Below are 18802 nucleotides of genomic sequence, written 5' to 3' on the forward strand. Positions count from 1 at the left end.
TTTAATGTTCCTTGTTTCTCGGCACGGACACAGCCGCTTCAATTATTTGGTTGAACTTCGCTTCGATCTCTTTGGCGAATTCATCCTGCATCTCGTATACGTCGCCGAACTCGACGAAGGCCCAGCGACCGTGTGTGCCGAGGTGATTTACGCCGGGAATCCAGTAGGTGTCCATAGTGGATTTTTTTTCCTTCGCGTCCTCACGTCGATAGCCCTTAATCTCCACTATCAAATTCAGTAGGTCATTTGGGCCGCGACCATCGTCTACTTGCACAATGAAGTCCGGAATGTAAATACGATTAGCCGAACCAAAGCGGTAGGGTACTTCCAGGCCGAGGTTGTGATTCTTGGTGTAGGAACGCACTTTGGGGTGGGACTCGGCGACTCTGCAGAACTCCCCCTCCCACCCACTGTCTAGAATGACCCAATTAACCTGATTCTTCGGCTGATTCTCTATTCCGAGTGTCTCCCAGCGTTCGCTATTTGGGCGAGAGGTATTGAAACGCACATGCGCGGAGCTGCCTGTAGGGTTGAATGGATCGAGGATAGCCTTAACTTGCCGGCCTTTCGTCAGTTCCTTCGCAGTAATTGCCTTCGTAATACGCTGGCAGGCCATATCCGCCAGTTCGCGGTACATCAATTGCGCCGGATAGGTACCTCCCTTGCATTCCACGCACTCTTCCAGCCACTGCCGCACGATGCGCTTGAGCTGGCCGAACAAGGCAATCGGTGCATCCTGACCTTGGTCACGCCAATGCTGGAAAAGCAAATGCTTGGTCAGCTCCATCAGCAGAGTGGACTGACGCACGTCTCCCAGATGCTTAATATCCAGCTCCACCGCTTCGCCAATAATGCCCGCATTATGAGTCTTGGTCGCGCCTACCATCTCGGGTGTTAGGCTGAGGTGGTGATCGTGATTGAATTCGGCCTCGAGCTGCTCTTCAGGCAATTCGACGCGATAGCCCTGCACGCGTGGAAATCTGATTTCCAAATGGTCGCGTTCCGGACGTAGCGCCTTGACTGTTACAGTTTCACGGGGCTTGGGCGGCGTGACGACGACTGGCTTGGCTGTGAAGTCAAAGGGAATACCGAACACATCGGCATACTCCACGTCGAAGAAGCCTTGCTCGTTCAATTCATAGGACTGGCGACGCAAAGCACGACCGATCACCTGCTCGCACAGGAGTTGGGTACCGAACGCACGTACGCCGAGGATGTGGGTAACGGTATTGGTATCCCAACCTTCCGTGAGCATGGACACCGACACCACGCAGCGGATTTGTTCGCCTAATCGGCCCTGCTTGCCGACAGTGTTCATCACCTCTCGCAGCAATTCGCTGTCGCTCAGGTTCTCGGCCTGGCGGCGATCGCCGGTGCGTTCGATTATCTCGCGCTTAAAGCGTTCAATCTCGTCTAAAGCCATCCCTCGAAAGTTATCGTCCAAGGCTTCGCCGGATTCGAGTTGTTCACTATCGATTAGTAAGGTATTCGGGCGCGCTAGCGGCTCTCCATGCTCATCGAAGTTACGGAACAGTTCCAACCGTCCCGGCACGCGCGTAATGAAACCGTCCTCATTCGTACGCTCGAAGCCGGAGATGTAATCAAACACCAATTTAGAAGTTGCAGTGTTGTTGCAGACCACGATGAAACATGGTGGAACTTTGACACCCGCCTGCTTCCACGCTTCGTATGTTTTGATGTAATGGCCGTACAGAGCTTCCAGTGCGGTCTGCAATTCCACTGGGATTGCCAATGGGTCGAGCTGGGCATTCTTGCCGCGCCCCTTCTTCGGCATCTTCTTGCCAATGTGCTTCCAGAGTTCGCGGTAGATGGGCATTTCTGCACCGGGAATGTTATCTGCCACAGGCACGCGTGGCAACTTGACGATGCCGCACTCAATAGCGTCCATCAGCGAAAAGTCGCTCATCGTCCAGGGAAAGAGTGTGCCTTCGACATATCCGGAGCCGGCCAGAAAGAAAGGTGTGGCCGACAAATCGAGTACCTGCTGTAGACCGAGCTTGCGGTTGACTGCTTCCAAGCCAGAAATCCACAGCCGCGCTGCTTCGTTGTTATCCTCAGCTTCGGCCTTCTGATCTTTATCGAGATCATCGCCCTCAGTTGCGTGAGGTTTTTCTCGATAGCAATGGTGCGCCTCGTCATTGATGACGAGGATGTTCTTTAGCCCCATTAATTCCGGCATAACTCGCTGAAGCATCTGGCCTTCAGTTTCCAGCGTATTTAGCTCACTGCCAGTACGGCCTTGCAGCAGCCGGCGACCGCCCTTGGACAACTCGATGCGCTCGCGCAGCTTGAAAGCGTGATAGTTGGTAATAACGATCTTGGCCTTGTCCAAATCGGCCAACATGTCGCGTGGCACGATTTCACGGTTGGCATAGTAGCTGTCCGCATCATTTGGCAATAGAACACGCAACCTATCCTTGATAGTCAGGCCAGGCGCGACCAGTAGAAACCCGCGAGTGAATTTTTTACTTTGTGGATGCCGCACCGCATTGACCGTCTGCCATGCGATGAGCATAGCCATGACCGTGGTCTTACCAGCACCAGTTGCTAGTTTCAGTGCCAAACGCATCAAGCCAGGATTGGCATCGTTGCTTACCTTTTTCAGGTGATCGAGAAAGCGCTCGCCGTTCTTACCCAGCTGCGGAGCGACCTCGGTCAGCCAGATGGCGGTCTCTGCAGCTTCGATTTGACAGAAGAATGGGCGCACGCCAGCGAATTTGTGGCTACGCCAATGTTCCAGTAACCGAGCTGTTTCGGGGGTGACGCGCCACTGAGTCGATGGCAAGCGACGCCAAGCATCTACCTCGCGCCGTACCGAATTGATCAGCTCAGAGTGGCGGTAGCGCTGGCCGTCGTCAGAAAGGTTATCGACCTCATCCAGCGCCAAAGTCGTCTGCTCACCATAATGACGGCGCGGCTTAGGAATAGGACTAATGAAGCTCGATGCTCGACGTGATTCGACGATTTGCTGTGTAGGTTGCCCCTTCTCATCGAGCTCCCAATGCAAAGACGGATAGCCGTAAGGAGAATTAAGAATAGGCTGTTTGAAAAACTGGTCACTCACTTCTTTAGCCTTTGCTTTTTATTAAGTATGCTTTATGGAGCCTCTAAACCGGAATCCCGACTACACCCCAACCCTGACCAGATGGTCTTCTTACGATCACCACACCAAGCAGTCAACCTTGCTGACTACCTCCTGCGACACCATCCATCGAACCCAAACTAGCCCAGCCGACGGCTTACTGGCGTAGACTGATCGTAGTCAATCGCATCGGGCATGTGTCATGCCAGCGAACGGATAGCGACAGCGAAAAAATCGTCAGAATGGTGATAAAAATGACGCTATTGGCGACCTTTCTGCCCCTCTGCACCCGCAGTACGTTGAGTAAAGCCAAGCTTTAATTTTAGCATCTCGATTCCATTTGCGAACGTACCGGTTATCAGCCGCTCCATGCCCCTCCGTTTCAGAAGAGGTAGAGCGGAGGCTTAAATCTGTAATGTTTCAGTTGCGACTCCAGCGCACCTTTCTAGATGTATTTTTGACTCTCCAGCCGCATCCTCCCGTGCTCCGATTCGCGTTTAGGCTCTGCATGTTGAATTGCGTCGAAAACTGACCCATTTATGGAGTGAACCGCTGGGGCTGGACCAGGCACTGGGAAGAAGTGATACGCTTGTCGAGCCGTCTCAGGAGGAGCGACATCATGACCTCACGAGGTCCCTATCGGCGGCACAGCCGGCAATCCAAGATACAGATCTGCAGCGATATTCGCAGCGGCAAGATTGGGCGACACGAGGCGCTCAAGACCCATAATTTGTCGGCCAATCTCATGCAGATGTGGCTAGGGCAGTTTGATTGCGGTGCACTGGATGCAGAAGATGCTGCTGCGTCGACAGTTCCAGAGTACGAGGCACATATTGCCGCGTTGGAACGGAAGGTAGGCCAGCTGACGATGGAGTTGGATCTCCTTAAAAAAAACGCCACGGCCAGACTTTCCACCTGCCTGAGCGCTGAGGCAGTCAAATCACGGAAGCAAAAAAGAACCCTTAAACAAATTGAAAGAACTGGGATATGAGGGGGCGTATGACCGCGTAGCTGCCTTCGGAAGGTAGTGAAAAGTGGGTTAGATGGCGGGGGTCAATTCTGCGAGCAAATCAACAGATGCCCGCTCTGTGAGTCCATCAGTACCCGATCGCTTCTTTAAGAGGGTACAGAAGAAGATTGAACAAGCTGCTTACGATTTCGATATCGATATCGATAAACCAGACGATATTCCGCCACGACCAAAAAATAATTAGCTGCGCCGAATATTCTTGCGCGGCTAGCAGCCGCATAATGTGCGAGCGTACTATGCACTATCTTCTGATACCTGCCATTCGGCATACAGAATTCGTTCAACCTCAAGCAACGTAACAGTGTGGGCCTTCAGCAATTGCAAGAGCTGCGGCTGCTCCAGCAACTCTACGCCGTTGAGCATGGCGTTCTCATGCGCCTGGCGATTGAAGAATTGGTTGGTGATGCAAAGCTTGTCAAAGTCGACATGCGGATGTCGACGCCGATAGAAGGCTTCCCCTGCAACAACCTCCTTGACTGCATCCCATCCAAGTGCCGTACCATCCGTCCCGCTGGTCTTAGCCTGAAGCAATTGTCCTTTGCTTCCTAGAAGCGCAACGACATCCACACCGTTGTCACTGGTTCCAGGAGTGCGGTAGCAGTCATATCCTTTTTTCCGCCACAAAGCGCCCGTCAAACACTCGAAGTGCTGCCAACTCATCCTTAGCGCCATATCCAGCGTAACGCGCTCATCAATCTCGGCTGCGTCCGCGCTTGGCACAACATCCGCGATATTGAAATCACCAGGCTTCACATCCCCTGCGCCATTGAGCATGTCTCCCGCTAGCTCTCGCTTATAAGCAAGAAGATGGTCAAGCTTGACATCGAACGTAACGAAGTCGTCTGACTGAACCACCGGGTAGTAGACGTAGACTGGCTTGGTCTGGCCAATGCGATATGCGCGGTCCGTCGCCTGATCCTCCTTGGCCGGATTCCAAGTACGGGTGTAATGCACGACGTGATTTGCCGCCTGAATGTTGACGCCAAATCCGACAGCCACAGGAGACAGAATAAGGACGCCAAAACCTTTCCTGTCCCGAAACGCCTTGATGCGCTTCTGGCGACTGTCTACATGACTTGCGGAGGCGCTGGTGTCGCCGTTGATGATGTCAGGCCGGAAGCCAAATTCGACTTCGATATAGTGCTGAAGGAGACGTTGTATTTCTCTGAATTCGCAGAAGACGATGACCTTTTCCGCCTTGCTTTCTATGTCCTTCAATTGCTTTATCAGCCAATCTAGCTTTGGCGCTTTGTCGCGATACTCCTGGACTGGCTCCGGCTTGAAGACGTTGAGCCCATGAGGACGAGGATCCGTACAGATCAAGCGCAGGTAGTGCAGCAGACCGAGATGATTCTTGAAAGGAGAGACCGCGCCAGCGTCCGCTCGTCTCTTGAAGCCATCAATGGCTTTTGCATAGAGATTTCGTTGGACAGTCGACAATTGGAGCTTGCGACATTCTTCAACAATGATCTTTGGCGGCAAGTCAGAAGCCACATCAGCCTTGAGACGTCTTAGAATCTGATGCTCGATCTTGGAGCGTAGCTCTTCCACTCGTGCTTTTTCATCGTCCGTCTTCGCTTCGATTGGCTTTCGGTAGCGTTCACCAAAATCATTCAGCGCTCCCAACAATCCCGGTTGCACGTAATCGAAAAGACACCACATGTCGGCCAATGTGTTCTCGACAGGAGTGCCCGTACATGCGATCTTAAATGCGACGTTCTGCTTCTTGGCCGCCCGCGTTACCATAGCGGCGGGATTCTTGATGCGTTGCGCCTCATCACATACCATCAGTGACCACTTCTGCGCAGCAAACGAAAATTCCAGATCGCGCAAGGTCTCATAAGTAGTCAATACGACCTTGGCCTGCCCTATCCAGTCTGGACGCAGAAACTTCACCAACCCATCTTCCGCCAGCAAGCGCTGGTCAATCTGCGAACGTGGCACACGCAGTTCACTCAGTCTATCGCCATAGGCAGTCAGCAGGGGCAATGCGCCAGGTACGAAGAATTTATCGGCCTCCTCAGCCCAATTCTCCAGCAGCGATACCGGTGCAACCACCAACATGGGCGGCATGTTCGGGTCGCGTTCCAGCAGCCATGCCATCAAGGCCAACAACTGAAATGTCTTGCCCAATCCCATATCGTCCGCCAGCACGGCACCTCGGACCTGATACTCCGCCTGCAAGCCGAAGAGATGCTGCAGCCAGGCCAATCCGGCCCGTTGGTGCGGCAGCAGCGAATATTCCGGCCGAATCCCATTCGGCAATCGCGGCTCCTTGGGAACCGCCTGCAGCGCCTCTCGCCGCATTTCTTCGTAGTCGAGAGACTGAATATTCGCTCGCAGCATGAGCTGCTTCTTGACAAGCGGCTTGCTTCCTTTTGATCCGGCCGCTGTGCCTGTATCGATAGGTTTGCCGGCCTCGATATCCTTGAACAGCGCGTCGAAGATGTCGATGATCCTCTGCGCTTCATCCCGTGATAGCGGTTCGCCACCCCACGGCACGGAAATTTCAGAAGAACCGGCTGCGTGCGCTGCCTGCAAGTCCTTCTTAAGTTTCTCGATCTCAGTCTTGCTGGTCGGAACAGCAACAGAATCACCACCGTCCTTCGGAGTGACGACAATCACAGGCTTTATATTCTCGGGGAACCATTCGCCTTCTTCTTGCCTCTTGGCAATGTAAGGCGAATAGTAAGGCTTCTCTATACCGATACCCTCAATACGGGCGGAATAGCCGCTCAAGTCATACACTTGAGAATAAGACACCAAGGTCGAAGAGACTTGCCGGCGCTCCAACGCCTCTTTCAGATCTCGGTAGTGCTGTTCTGCATTTCCATCCACGACCAAGTCATAACCATCCCAAGCAAGGAGTTGGAAATCCAATGTCATCGCCCTATGGAGGGCGGCCCCAAACTCGGCGAGCTGCTGCTCGGTCAGCCATTGAGTCTCGGACGCGATCGGGCCTCCGCGATCTGCAGTCTCGATGAGCAAACCCGCCTTCAGGGGATAACCAGTTCCATCGCGCTCAAATATCGGAGTGAACCGTTCATAGCTGATACCGGCGTCTTCCCTCGCCTTCTCGAATTGTGCTTCTTCGATGACATCCACTGCGTCCTGCCCAAGCGCCGCATAGGGATTCAGTATAAAAGCCTGTGCGCGACTTCCTGCCACACGTCGCCCCGGTAGCCGCTTTATCTCCTGCAGCACTGCGCGCACCGCGGGAGTGACCAACACCTGGAGGACGCCCTCTGTCGTGTTGATGTCATATCGATCCTTGACCTCACGCGCCCGATCAAACATGTCAAGCCAATTGGGAGGAACTCCGTCAAAGCCGGGCTCAATCTCGATGACACTGTCGTCTGCCACAGTGTCTGAGCGACGCAATCCAATATGGAGTTTCTCTGGCGTCAAGACCACACAGCGATAGAGAAAATCGTCCAACATCGCATTGGCATTGATCGCCAATTGGCGGATGCGTCCCCATGTCTGACGATGGACCAGCTCATTTCGCTCTGCATCGGCGCGCCGGGCAAAGGTAACGACCTCCTTGAACAGCAGCCACTGCGCAGGTGACATGAGTGACTGCGTTCGACCATCGTCCAACAAGGGGCCCATGACTTCGAAGCGAATTTGGGTCCCATCTTCACGGGACCACCCAGCCAATGCAATGGTGAAATGTGGATCCGTCAAGGCATGACTGCTGCGCAGAGATGGCCGAACCGTCGCGAAGTCCGGAAGTTGAAGCAGTAACTGCAAGTCACAGTAGTTAGGCTGACTCATCGCCGCGTACAACGCGTCCCATCCCAGCAGGAAGCCACCCTCGTGCTCGATAGCAAAACCGTCATCCACGAGCTGCGTCAAAAATCCTGACAATACGGGACTCTCAATGGAGACGCCATCATTGCTCGACGAACCCGCAGTCAACATCACGCCGACCGCTGACAGTTTCCGAGCCCAACGCGCCTCGGTGGATGGTTGGGCCTTTGCTTGCTTGAATAGCTTGAACATGTTTCCCCTTACTTCCACCAGCCTTTTCCAGGCTTGTGGTGGAATCCCCAGTGCGTCAACGTGGCGTTGACCTTCTCATTGGCTGTATCAGTCAAGACCCAAAGATTGCCGCCACGGGACGTCTTGTCCTCAATCTGGAAGCCATACCTATTTTTCAAACGTTGGAGGGCGAACGATGAATAGTCCTGCTTCAAGTGGTCGACTTCTTCTACCCGAGTAGAGTCGCGCGCAGTGCGACCTCCGCTCGCTGTCGGCACAGAAGGGGTGATCCCAAATTCCGCACGGAGAGTCGCGGCGAACATCTCCTCCCATTTACTCCAGTTGTGAATGCCATCTTTATGGCTCATCCTTAGAAGACTTTTTCCCCTGTGCTTGAGCGAGTTCTGCCCGTTGACATCCAGCCGGAGTAGCTCGGAGGTATCGAAGGGCACGGATTTACGTGCATCGTATCCATAAAATGCATTCCCGAGTCCGCTGAATTCAACAGCGACCAACGGCCCCATTCGCATAATGAACGCGTTGTTCGTGCCATTGGCATCCAGGTCACACAACAGCCCTTTCATCTTGTGGCGCAACAAAACCATGTCCCGCTCCCTCGAATTCCGTGCTGTCGAACCTAACGCAAACTCAATATCATCAATCGCCTTGACGTAGCGCTTCCAGAAATTCATCCGCCGAGGATCAGCGAAACCGTCTTCCGCCAACTTCGTAAAGAAGGTCTCGATAAGATCGAGCTTGAGCCAATCAACAACCATGGCGCGCGCAGCAGGAGTTACACCGCCCCACTCGGTCTCATGAGATGACAACCATGGATTACCCCACCACGCGACAGCCTGATCCCTCAGACCCTGATGCAACACCATCCCTGGAACCTCGACGTACCGATCCAACACCATGACCATGCCTCGGTCACGTAAGACCTGGTTTGTGCCGAGCAGCGCCAATAGGCGAGGCAGCAAGGCCTGGAACTCCGCGTGTCCGAGCTTAGTGGCGGCCTGAACCTGCGCCAGGACCAGCTCACGAAGAAACCACGATGCTTTGTTGATTCCCAGTTGCTCGCACAAGTGATCGATCGCTCTGCTATCTCCGCGCAACAGAGCCTCAACATAAGGCTCGCACGGACGATCACTGAACAACTGTCTATTGCCCAGGGCGGTATCGACCCATTCCGGATTGAGGGACTTGTCCTTGACGAGACTGTTCCGATCCAGCAAGTAATTCCGCAGTTTTTTCCAATTCGCCATTCCCGTGGCTGGTGTGCTTTCTGCCAGCCCATCGTAAGTGAAGTAACTCTTGACTAATCCTTGGTAACAACGCCGATACGCCCGCGGATTTTCTCGCCACGCATCAATGCCGTCCAGGACCTTTTGCAAGCGAGGTTGATCTTCTAGAAGACATGCTCCCTGAGGCCGGTGTGGCAGACAAAGTCCCCACGACAGCAAGTACGCATCCCGGAAAGACCTCACCTCCTGGCTATCCCAGAATTGCTTGACGGTGTAGAGCAGATGGTCGTCCACGACATGGCCGGATTTACGTGATTTTGATTTCGTCGTCATCTGGGCAATGATGTCGTCGATGCCAGAGTCCACACTCATTAACCGCCCCCCTTCTTCCAGGGCCGGATGTAATAACGCGGCGAGATGGGCAAGTGCACTCATTGCAAAGCACACTCACCGAAATTGGCCGCTTGCCGCGGGGACTCCGGACGTGCCTCGTCTACCCCAAGAAACTCAATGCGCATTTCTACGCGACGGCTTTCATCGTCCGTATCCTTGGCGGCATTGAACGAATAACCCCCAACAAGAAACAATCTTCGCACGCTCTCCTTCTGCTCCTCGGAAAGCAAGCTTGGGCCGGTCATTGCAAACATCGTGCACAGTACTCTCTGACTGCGTTGCAAGCTCAGGTTCAAATTGCTCAGGTAGCTACCGGTCTTGTCGGTATAGCCCTCGACGACCACACGTTTGAGCACGCGCTGTCCCAAGTCGTCGTTCGCCAGGCTCAGAATCTCCGGAACGAACTGGCGGAGCACAGCCTCTTGCTCGGCAGTGAGGTTATATCGAGCCTTGACAAAACGGGCCCGCTCACCGAAATCGATCACGCTACGGCTACGGTCGATCTTGATGCCTTGATGGCGCTTGGCCGCTTGCTCAAAGCGATCCAGAATGCGCTCGATGTCTTGGCGATGCCTTTCTTCTTTCTTTTCACGCTCTGTCACATTCTTGGTTACGGCCAGCAAAGCAACGCCCATGACGACGAGAAATAGCACCATTAGTGCAGTCATCAAGTCGGCAAAGGAAATCCAGAAGGGTTTTTCCGCTTCGTCACGGCTGCCTCGCTTAATGACAACTTTCGGCCCCATCATCGCTTAACCTCGCGCAGGAGTCAGATTGCCCATGGATGCGAGCGTAATTTCCAGTTCTCCAACGGCAGAATGCAGCAATCCGACAGCCTGCGTGAGTTTCGAATGAAACTCGGTGTTTGCCCTGTTCAAGGTCCTGGTCACTTCTGTAGCAAATGAGTTGTGCGCCTCGCCCAGCACTTTGCTGACGCCGTCAAGATACTCATCCGCCATCTTTTGCGCGTTGCCCAGGCGCGTTGCCGCTCCCTCAATACGTGAGAGCACGTCGGCAGTCAGCGAGGCCTCCCGATGAGCGGATTCAACGACACTGCGGAGTTCAGTCACCAGATGGCCTATCGCATCACGCTGGAGACGATAGTCCCTCAGGACCTCTTGGAGCGCTGACGACCCACTTGTCAGCGCTCCGGAGCTCTCGACCAGTTTGCCGGAGACAATGGCCGTCTGCTCCAGCACACCGGACACGCGCTCGCCTGCGGCCGCAAAGTTACGCGAGGCTGCCCCCAACATCTCAGCGCCGGTATTGAGCTTGTCGATAGACGTTGAGGTAGCACTGCTCAAGGTAGCAACACTCTGCGTCATTTTCGCGATCGCGTCCCCCAGCTCCTTGACCACCGAATCAATAGAGTGGGACATCACAGACACAGCCTCGCTTGCCCGGTCGGACATCGCTTGCTCGCGTGCACGATTGCTTTCGAAGACCTGAGTCTGTGATTCGTTGAGGTGGGCTATCATGGAGGCCATTTGCGTGCCGATCGATTCTAGCGTGGCGTGAAGACGCTGATTCGTTTCCGACTGCGAGCTGGCCACAAGCTGACGTATCTGCTCCACGAAAGCAGCGGACTGCGCATTCATTGCCTCTTGCCGCGTCTCCATCTTTTCGACCGCCTGGGCCATCCGTTCTGCCATCGCGTCAGCCGAACGCTGGTTGGATGCCTCCATGTTAGAAACGAGTGCCTGCAGCGTCCCGACCGCATCCTGAATGCTTCGCGCCGTCTGCTGATTCAAATCGCTTAGACCGGAGATCTGCCCGCCGAAAAGATCATTGAGCCGCTGACTGAAGCTCACCATCACATCTTGCAGCATGCTGACGGCAGAAGCACTCTGGTCTCCGCTTGCGGTCTTGACGGTATTGGCGATGTCCTCTAAGGGAGCCTTCAGGCTCTGGTGAATGCTTTCGGCGATAGTTTTTCCTAGCGCCTGATTATCAAGTCGTGTGGCCTCTACTTGCTCCTGAGCCGACTTCGCACTCGCCGCGATCTGCGCGGCCGTCAGTTCACGCAACAGCTCGCCCAATTCCTGTACGAGCGCATCTTTTAAGATCTTGGACTGACTGGCGGATTCCTCCGAGGCCTTGACCAAGCGCGAGAGATACTCCTCTCCCGCACCCGACTCGAATCGTGCATCGATGTCATGGGCAATTTCGTCGGTATATCGATAGAGCGACGCCAGCAGCAGCTTTTCGATAAAGGTTACGATCATTGCTGCGCAAATGGCGGCTGCAGAGACGAGGAACGCTTCGCCAACCGAGTGCATGAGCGATTCGAGGCTGGTCCGTACCATGGCAGCATTTTCACTGACCTTGAAAGCACGTAGACCATCGATAAGGCCGCTGAACGTACCAATAATCCCAATACCGGTGAACAAACCCGGAAGGTGTTTGAAAAACTCTGTCCGCAAACGGCTATCAACGACGATCTGAGCGTTGAAGAACATCTCAGCCGGAAGCGTAGCTCGTGCGGCCCTGACGACAAGTTGACCATCGCGCTCTTCTTGCTGAAGGTGCAATGATTCTTGGTATTCACTCCATAGGTGCGTCAAGGCCTTGTCCTGATCAAATACTTTCCGCAGCTCTGGAAGTGCTGCATCATTTCCCAGTTGAGAGAGCCTTTTCAAGACGCCCTTCAGTCGACGCCAGTGCTGGATTCCGGGCACCATGAAGATCAAAACGAAAGCTAATACTAATAACGTCAGGAAGGTGCCGGTCGCAATGACGGATCCTGGCACGCCGTCCAGCAGCGATTGACTATTCATTTATGATCCTCTCCCCCAGAGGGCAATTTCTATTAATACAGTTCTGTTGGCAACCCGCACCATCCCTCGAAAGCGTGGCCACCGAAACCCAAAAGATCCGGCAAATAGACGGTGGTCAATATGCACAATGGGGTCCTATGACTTAGGAATTTTGAGCAATGCATCCCCCGGATGCTAGCGTCTAAGTCAAAAACATAGCATTGGCACAACTATCTTTGGAACTCTACGATACATGAAACTGTAAGTTGCTGTCACGTCAAGTCCACAACTTGGCGCCAGCAAATAGAAAGCATGACGGGAATTGATTGCTACCAGACTTATTCCTTACCACCTGAACCGCCCTCCACTGTTTGCTGAAGCGAACGGTCTTAATTGGATTATAAAAAATCTCAACCTCATATTCTTCCAGTGAGATCGGAACATTATTGCCGACTCTATCGCCATTTCATCTGGAGCCTATATGCCAATTCTTCGTGTCATTCTCATTCTTAGCCTGCTCGGCAATGCCCTCTTCATGACAATCATTCTCGCAGCACAAGGATGATCCATGACCGCTACATGTCCTCACTGCCGGTCTCCCAACATTCATCTACAACGCGCAGGTGAACGTGCCGGCAGCATCATCGGAACGACTGCGGGTGCCATTGCCGGGCTATCCAATGCCTGGGCGGGAGCAGAGACCGGCGTAGTGGTCGGAGCCATCGTTGGGCCAGTCGGTAGCGTTGCAGGGGCCATCATCGGTGCCTTGGCCGGCGGGACTGCCGGCTGCATCGCGGGGACCAAGCTAGGCCAGATGGTAGACCGCACCATACTGGGTACTTATCAATGCGCCGACTGCGCACATTCGTTCTCTGACGAGACCGAACCGCTCTAATTCTTGCAGTTCTCTTTTTCGCTATGCCTCACGGCAGGTATAAACACGTCTATAAGGAGTAATTCGTGGCTCATCTTATCGAAACCATGGCCTATGCCAATGAAACACCTTGGCACGGCCTGGGCAATCAGCTGTCTGCCAAGTCCCCCATTTCCGTCTGGGCCAAGCAAGCCGGCATGGAGTGGCAAATCCAGGAATCGCCTGTCTATTTCATACCAAGTGAGGGCGCCCCCCATGTGCCGTTCGACGAGCAGAAGGTGCTCTATCGCTCCGATACCGGTGCAGCTCTGTCCGTCGTTTCTCAGCGTTTCCAGGTTGTCCAACCTCGTGATGTGCTGGAGTTTTATCGGGATCTGACCAAAGCCCATGGATTCACACTGGAAACGGCAGGGGTCTTGAAAGGTGGCAAAAAAGTCTGGGCTTTAGCCAAGACGAACATGTCGGCCAACATTAAGGGAAATGACACCATGAACGGCTACCTGCTGCTGGCCACTGGATGCGACGGCACGCTCGCCACCACCGCCCAGTTCACAAGCATTCGTGTGGTGTGCAACAACACCCTGGCCATCGCGCTCAGAGGCGGTAACGCAGCAGTCAAAGTGCCCCACTCCACCACCTTCGATCCGAAGGTGGTCAAAGGCCAGCTTGGTCTATCATCGGCTTCTTGGGATGACTTCATCTATCAGATGAAAAAGCTTTCGGAGCGCAAGGTCAAGAGCACTGAAGCCGAGGCATTTGTCTCAGCGCTGCTAACCGATCCAGCCGCCAAGTTCACCAATGAGCGCGCCGTGAAGAAGGTCCTTGAGCTCTACTCGGGCCATGGCCGCGGCGCCGAGTTGGCCTCCGCCAAAGGGACCGCTTTCGGATTGTTGAACGCGGTTACCGAGTTCGTCGACCACGAGCGGCGCGCCAGGAGTACCGACTATCGACTCGATTCAGCCTGGTTCGGTACAGGCGCCAATCTCAAGAGCGAGGCCTTCGATCAGGCAATTTCCCTGATTAGCTGACCAACCTCTCTGCGACATAATGCCCGGGCATAGTGCCCGGGCTTTTCTTTTCTCGAAAGGAATTCCATGTCTTTTACAACCGTACCGTCGACACGGCGGCCTGGGCGGGCCGCCTTACGCCTGGTTAAAACGCACGATCTCTCACGGGAAGAATGGCTCTCGATACGCCGTCGCGGGATTGGCAGTTCAGATGCCGCGGCGGCCATTGGCTTAAATCCTCATCAATCCATGCTGGAACTGTGGATGATCAAGACCGGCCGGTCACATATGCTGCCACAGCAGGATCCGGGCGATCGGACTAGTCCCACTTATTGGGGAAGCCTTCTGGAGCCCATTGTCGCCGCGCACTACACCCACGAAACTGGGAATAAGGTACGCAAGATCAATGCCGTCCTCCAACACCCTGATCCAGACAAGGCATGGATGCTGGCCAATATCGATCGCGAGATTTTAGGTGCCCCCGACGTACAGATCCTAGAGTGCAAAACCGCCGGCGAGTACGGCGCCCGAGCTTGGCGCGAAGGTGTCCCGGAATACGTGCAATGCCAAGTGCAGCACCAGCTGGCCGTTACCGGCAAAGCTGCGGCAGACGTTTGTGTTCTGATCTGTGGGCAGGAGATCCGGATTCACCGCATCGAGCGCGATGAGGAAATGATTGATGGCCTCATCAAGCTCGAGCGGGAATTCTGGAACTACGTGGAAACCGATACTCAGCCGCCGGCCGATGGATCGGAATCAGCCGACCGTGCCTTGCGATCTCTTTACCCGCACGACTACGGAGATGTGGCGGACTTCCGCGACAACCGGCCTATATCGGCCGTGTTTGCCGACCTGCAGGCCATCCGGGAAGAGATTGCGACCCGCGACAAGGTTGAACAGCAGCTGAAGCAAACCATCCAGCAAATGATGGGCAGCTCCAGCCGAGCGCTTTTCGAAACGGGTTCGGTGAGCTGGAAGCGCAGCAAGGATGGTGCCCAGCTCGATACGGACCGGCTGCAAGCGGATCACCCGGACCTAGTCAAATCCTACCTCTCGCCCAAGGCCGGCAGCCGCCGCTTTCTTATTCACCCCTAGTAGCCAAGCATCCTCGGATGCATGGCTTTCGCTTATGGAGCACTCATGATTAAAGGTCTCTGCATCACGCCGCCCGTCTTAGGGCGAATCTCTATAGGCAAGATGGTCGAGAAAAACGGACGCCGCGTACCTGAGAAAGACGATCAATTCACCATCACGAGCCAGGTACAGACGCATGATGGCTGGGCACCGCACCCGCTGGATGCCATCTATCGCAAGGCATCACCTGCCGAGAAGCTGCGCGCAATTCCGGTCACCGTCATGTTCAGCGAGCCCGATCTCAACCTGCGCGCCTCTTATTGCTTCTTTGATCGGCATGCTGGCCGGCCGCTGTGCACTGGCAATGGCATGCACTGCCGACGTCTGACTTCGGAGGGCGTAAGCTCCCTACCCTGCTCCGGCCCAGATACTTGTGAGTTTGGTCAAGGCCAGTGCAAACCCTATGGTCGCTTGAACGTGCAAATCGACGCCGCCGATGAACTGGGTACCTTCATCTTCCGCACGACCGGTTACAACAGTATCCGTACCCTGACCGCCAGGCTGCAGTACTACCAGGCGGTCTCGGGTGGCTTACTGGCCTCATTGCCATTGGAACTGCGGCTACGCGGAAAGAGTACCGCGCAGTCGCATCGGGCGCCGATTTATTACGTGGATTTGACGATTCGGGAAGGAATCTCGCTAGTGGACGCGATAAAGCAAGCTAAGGAGCAGCATCAGCGGCGGATAGAAGCTGGCTTTGACCAGATAGCGTTGGACTCAACTGCAAAGGCGGGATTGGCTAATGGACTATTTGAGGAGTCTGAGGAGGAGTTTTCGGAGGTGCGGGAGGAGTTTTTTTCTGGGGCGGAACTACCGAGACTAAGCCAAAAAATTAAAGCAAAGGTCTCCCAATCTTCATGAGCTTACTTCTCCGAGAAACCGGAGATCAGTTGCTTAATGACACTAAGCAATAGATCCCGCTTCTCCTGACTTAGGTCCTCCAACAGCTCTGTGATGTGCTTAGCTTGATCAAGCTTGCGGTTCGAAGCTTCCGTCAGCAACTCCTCTATGGCACATCCAAAAATCTCCGCGAGCTCAGCCAACCTTACTAAGGATGGAATCGCAACGCCTGTTTCCATTCGGGACACTGCCTCGCGGCTAATTCCCAAAATCTCGGCGACGTTCTCTTGGGAGAGACCGTTATCAACCCGCTTCGCTGCAATTGCTTTTCCCACAGCTTTGACAAGCGCAGCTCTTTCAATCTCATCCATATGTGACCTTTTACGCACCTGCGTAATGATCAGCCCATGTTTCGGATTAAAATAGGAACTTTAAAGTTACAATGTAACTATAAACATCACATAAATTGGCATTATTGCCATTTTTATAGGAGCAGAAATGCCAATGGTCTTCTGCCGCGGCTGCGGTAAGGAAATCCACGACACCGCCCCGCTCTGTCCACATTGCGGGGCTCCTCGAACGCAAACGACTGGAGCCGCCAGCGGCTCACTTTGGCTGGCCATCATCAGCATCGTCTCGGCCATCTTCGCGGCCATCTGCGCCATCCAAGTGAACCGTTTCGACCACGATCAACTCGTCGGAGGCTGCGCCATAGCGTTCGTGGCCTTGACCGCCGGAGCCATTAATTTGCAACAAAAGAAACCCGGTAAAGGGATCTCTGTGACGGCAATCGTTGTAGCCACCGTCTCTTTTCTCGTTCTGATCGGCTCGTAAAGCCATTTCATTCCAACTAGGGGAAAACCATGTCTAACTTTGTGAATTGCCCGCACTGCCAACAACAACTGCACGAAACCGCACCTGCATGCCCTAAATGCGGTGCGCCCAACCAGACTGCCACTACCAGCGCCTACACCTCCTACGACCAAGTACCTTGGTATCGCAAGCGCTGGCTAGTCATCCTGTCGGCCATCATCTTCATGCCTATCACGCTCCTGATCGCCTTCACAGGCGACATCTACTTCGAGAAGGAGGGCAAGCTGCAGACGGTTCCGAAGCAATCGAAGTACGTGCTGCTGGGTATCTTCTTGATCCTGGTGGCAATCCGTACGATGAACTGAGGAGCTCCAGGATGAAGACTTCAGCACCCATGCTGGTAGCCCTATTGATGGCCTCGTCTGCGACACTTGCCGGCAATGGCTATTGTGATAGCCGGCCATCGCGTCGGGAGCAGCAAAACTGCTACCAAAACGCGATTGAGTCTAATGTCAGCTTGATCAAGCAGAACTATCAGTTCCTCATGACTTCGCCCAAGCTCACTCCACAACAAAAGCAGCAGCTCCAAAACGATCAGGCTGCTTGGGGTAACAAGGTGGACGGTTACTGCAATGGCAACTTGATGTGCCTGTACGAATCCACAGCTTCTCGCTACATGTATCTCGCCGGTATGGCGAGCCGCAAGTAACTCCCTTCCCTCATCAATAAGAAAGATCTTTATGAAAAAGCTGTTCGCAACCGCAGCCCTGGCGCTGCTCTCATTGAATACGTTCGCTGCCAATAGTGTTGGTCAATGCGTGTTTCCCAAGTACGAGATTCAAAAGAATGGCAATATGAAGCTCAAGAAACCCATCCCTATCTATAGTGCCGCTGACGTCAAAAGCGCCAGCAGCCTCCTCACGAAGCTCGATGGTTTCAAGGTGATCAATCAAGCCAATGGTCTGGTGCAACTGGCGGAAGTACCAGGCGCGGATGGTAGCAATCCGAACGCGGGAAAATCGATTGGATGGGCGAAACTGGCGGATTTTGATTTCCAGGAGCTCCGCAACTGCAATTGAGTCCACAAAGAGAGAGCCGCAAATTGCGGCTCTCTCTTTTCATATCTCATTAACTATTTATTTTTTTGGCTAAGAATGTCCGTTTCTGGCCGATTGCAGCCATTCATGCCTACTTCAGAAACGCAGATGTAGGACTATGCAAATTTCCAGATCAGCACGCAACGGGGGCCTCAAGGCATTCTCCATCCCATGTGGCGAGCCCCAACCACAGAATCGTGTCCTCAACAAAGGACTCAAAGGATGTGGCAAGAAGGCGCTTGGTGTCTTCATCACGGCCAAATGCGATGATCTGTCCTGATGTCCCTAAACGATCCGGATCAAGGTCCAGTCCGAAATGGTTTGAATATTTGCACCCACTTGCCCCATCTAGTTGCGCTTAAAAGCACCATGCAGTTGCAATTCAAACGCCCCACCTAATTGCAAATAAGTGCACCACCCAATTGCATTTAGCTGCACCACCCAATTGCGTTTCACACGCCCCACCATGTGCACACCTGCGCCAGTGAATATTGGCCGTAAGTGAGCCACGTATTCTTCTTTTAGCG

At 54.0% G+C, this 18802-nt stretch carries 14 protein-coding genes; 8 read left to right on the plus strand and 6 right to left on the minus strand.

The features are described from left to right. Position 1: 1 nt before the first annotated feature. Positions 2-3085 carry a BPTD_3080 family restriction endonuclease gene (locus ACWFUC_RS19995; protein ID WP_489637274.1) on the minus strand — a complete coding sequence of 1028 codons (3084 nt, stop codon included), beginning with the start codon at positions 3083-3085 and terminating at the stop codon, positions 2-4. Between the two features lie 637 nt (positions 3086-3722). On the opposite strand from ACWFUC_RS19995, the gene ACWFUC_RS20000 reads away from it, so the two are divergent. Next, entirely contained in the window at positions 3723-4094 is a 372-nt protein-coding gene (locus ACWFUC_RS20000) for a transposase (protein WP_489637275.1), read from the plus strand. 273 nt (positions 4095-4367) lie between these two features. Here ACWFUC_RS20000 and ACWFUC_RS20005 read toward each other — a convergent pair whose 3' ends face one another. From ACWFUC_RS20005 to zorA, 4 genes are read right to left on the minus strand one after another with little or no spacing between them, the layout of a single operon-like run. Next, the gene (locus ACWFUC_RS20005) at positions 4368-8138 is read right to left on the minus strand and encodes an SNF2-related protein (RefSeq protein ID WP_489637276.1); all 3771 of its coding nucleotides are present in this window, start codon (positions 8136-8138) and stop codon (positions 4368-4370) included. A gap of 8 nt (positions 8139-8146) precedes the next feature. Continuing rightward, positions 8147-9796, minus strand: a complete 1650-nt coding sequence (locus ACWFUC_RS20010; protein ID WP_489637277.1) for an EH signature domain-containing protein — start codon at positions 9794-9796, stop codon at positions 8147-8149. Continuing rightward, on the minus strand, positions 9793-10503 hold the full coding sequence (locus ACWFUC_RS20015; protein ID WP_489637278.1) for an OmpA/MotB family protein: 711 nt from the start codon (positions 10501-10503) through the stop codon (positions 9793-9795). Before ACWFUC_RS20015 ends, ACWFUC_RS20010 begins: the two co-directional genes overlap by 4 nt. A 3-nt stretch (positions 10504-10506) precedes the next feature. Next, positions 10507-12531, minus strand: coding sequence for an anti-phage ZorAB system protein ZorA (gene zorA, locus ACWFUC_RS20020; RefSeq protein WP_489637279.1), 2025 nt, complete (start codon positions 12529-12531; stop codon positions 10507-10509). 939 nt (positions 12532-13470) lie between these two features. Between zorA and ACWFUC_RS20025 the strand changes: the two genes are divergently transcribed. The 3 genes from ACWFUC_RS20025 to ACWFUC_RS20035 all read left to right on the plus strand — a co-directional run bounded on the left by ACWFUC_RS20025 (position 13471) and on the right by ACWFUC_RS20035 (position 16386). Beyond that, complete coding sequence (locus ACWFUC_RS20025; protein ID WP_489637280.1) at positions 13471-14412, plus strand: DUF932 domain-containing protein; 942 nt, start codon at positions 13471-13473, stop codon at positions 14410-14412. A gap of 66 nt (positions 14413-14478) precedes the next feature. Beyond that, the gene (locus ACWFUC_RS20030) at positions 14479-15486 is read left to right on the plus strand and encodes a YqaJ viral recombinase family nuclease (RefSeq protein WP_489637281.1); all 1008 of its coding nucleotides are present in this window, start codon (positions 14479-14481) and stop codon (positions 15484-15486) included. A gap of 45 nt (positions 15487-15531) precedes the next feature. Continuing rightward, positions 15532-16386 (plus strand): recombination directionality factor, encoded by an 855-nt coding sequence (locus ACWFUC_RS20035; protein WP_489637282.1) that lies wholly within the window; start codon positions 15532-15534, stop codon positions 16384-16386. Positions 16387-16388: 2 nt separating this feature from the next. On the opposite strand, the gene ACWFUC_RS20040 is transcribed toward ACWFUC_RS20035, so the two are convergent. Further along, a complete protein-coding gene (locus ACWFUC_RS20040; protein WP_489637283.1) occupies positions 16389-16736 on the minus strand; it encodes a helix-turn-helix domain-containing protein in 348 nt (115 codons plus the stop codon). Positions 16737-16863: 127 nt separating this feature from the next. Here ACWFUC_RS20040 and ACWFUC_RS20045 point away from each other — a divergent pair, with 127 nt between their 5' ends. From ACWFUC_RS20045 to ACWFUC_RS20060, 4 genes are read left to right on the plus strand one after another with little or no spacing between them, the layout of a single operon-like run. Further along, entirely contained in the window at positions 16864-17199 is a 336-nt protein-coding gene (locus ACWFUC_RS20045) for a hypothetical protein (protein WP_489637284.1), read from the plus strand. Between the two features lie 29 nt (positions 17200-17228). Continuing rightward, positions 17229-17543, plus strand: a complete 315-nt coding sequence (locus ACWFUC_RS20050) for a hypothetical protein (RefSeq protein ID WP_489637285.1) — start codon at positions 17229-17231, stop codon at positions 17541-17543. Between the two features lie 11 nt (positions 17544-17554). Beyond that, complete coding sequence (locus ACWFUC_RS20055) at positions 17555-17887, plus strand: lysozyme inhibitor LprI family protein (protein WP_489637286.1); 333 nt, start codon at positions 17555-17557, stop codon at positions 17885-17887. 31 nt (positions 17888-17918) lie between these two features. Next, complete coding sequence (locus tag ACWFUC_RS20060) at positions 17919-18257, plus strand: hypothetical protein (protein WP_489637287.1); 339 nt, start codon at positions 17919-17921, stop codon at positions 18255-18257. The last annotated feature ends 545 nt before the right edge of the window (positions 18258-18802 follow it).

The organism is Herbaspirillum sp. Her4 (assembly GCF_057961335.1).

Excerpts from the sequence above, each read along its gene's own strand:
- ACWFUC_RS20000 (WP_489637275.1), top strand. The coding sequence starts at position 3,723 with ATGACCTCACGAGGTCCCTATCGGCGGCACAGCCGGCAATCCAAGATA.
- ACWFUC_RS20005 (WP_489637276.1), bottom strand. The coding sequence starts at position 8,138 with ATGTTCAAGCTATTCAAGCAAGCAAAGGCCCAACCATCCACCGAGGCG.
- ACWFUC_RS20010 (WP_489637277.1), bottom strand. The coding sequence starts at position 9,796 with ATGAGTGCACTTGCCCATCTCGCCGCGTTATTACATCCGGCCCTGGAA.
- ACWFUC_RS20015 (WP_489637278.1), bottom strand. The coding sequence starts at position 10,503 with ATGATGGGGCCGAAAGTTGTCATTAAGCGAGGCAGCCGTGACGAAGCG.
- zorA (WP_489637279.1), bottom strand. The coding sequence starts at position 12,531 with ATGAATAGTCAATCGCTGCTGGACGGCGTGCCAGGATCCGTCATTGCG.
- ACWFUC_RS20030 (WP_489637281.1), top strand. The coding sequence starts at position 14,479 with ATGTCTTTTACAACCGTACCGTCGACACGGCGGCCTGGGCGGGCCGCC.
- ACWFUC_RS20035 (WP_489637282.1), top strand. The coding sequence starts at position 15,532 with ATGATTAAAGGTCTCTGCATCACGCCGCCCGTCTTAGGGCGAATCTCT.
- ACWFUC_RS20040 (WP_489637283.1), bottom strand. The coding sequence starts at position 16,736 with ATGGATGAGATTGAAAGAGCTGCGCTTGTCAAAGCTGTGGGAAAAGCA.
- ACWFUC_RS20045 (WP_489637284.1), top strand. The coding sequence starts at position 16,864 with ATGCCAATGGTCTTCTGCCGCGGCTGCGGTAAGGAAATCCACGACACC.
- ACWFUC_RS20050 (WP_489637285.1), top strand. The coding sequence starts at position 17,229 with ATGTCTAACTTTGTGAATTGCCCGCACTGCCAACAACAACTGCACGAA.
- ACWFUC_RS20055 (WP_489637286.1), top strand. The coding sequence starts at position 17,555 with ATGAAGACTTCAGCACCCATGCTGGTAGCCCTATTGATGGCCTCGTCT.
- ACWFUC_RS20060 (WP_489637287.1), top strand. The coding sequence starts at position 17,919 with ATGAAAAAGCTGTTCGCAACCGCAGCCCTGGCGCTGCTCTCATTGAAT.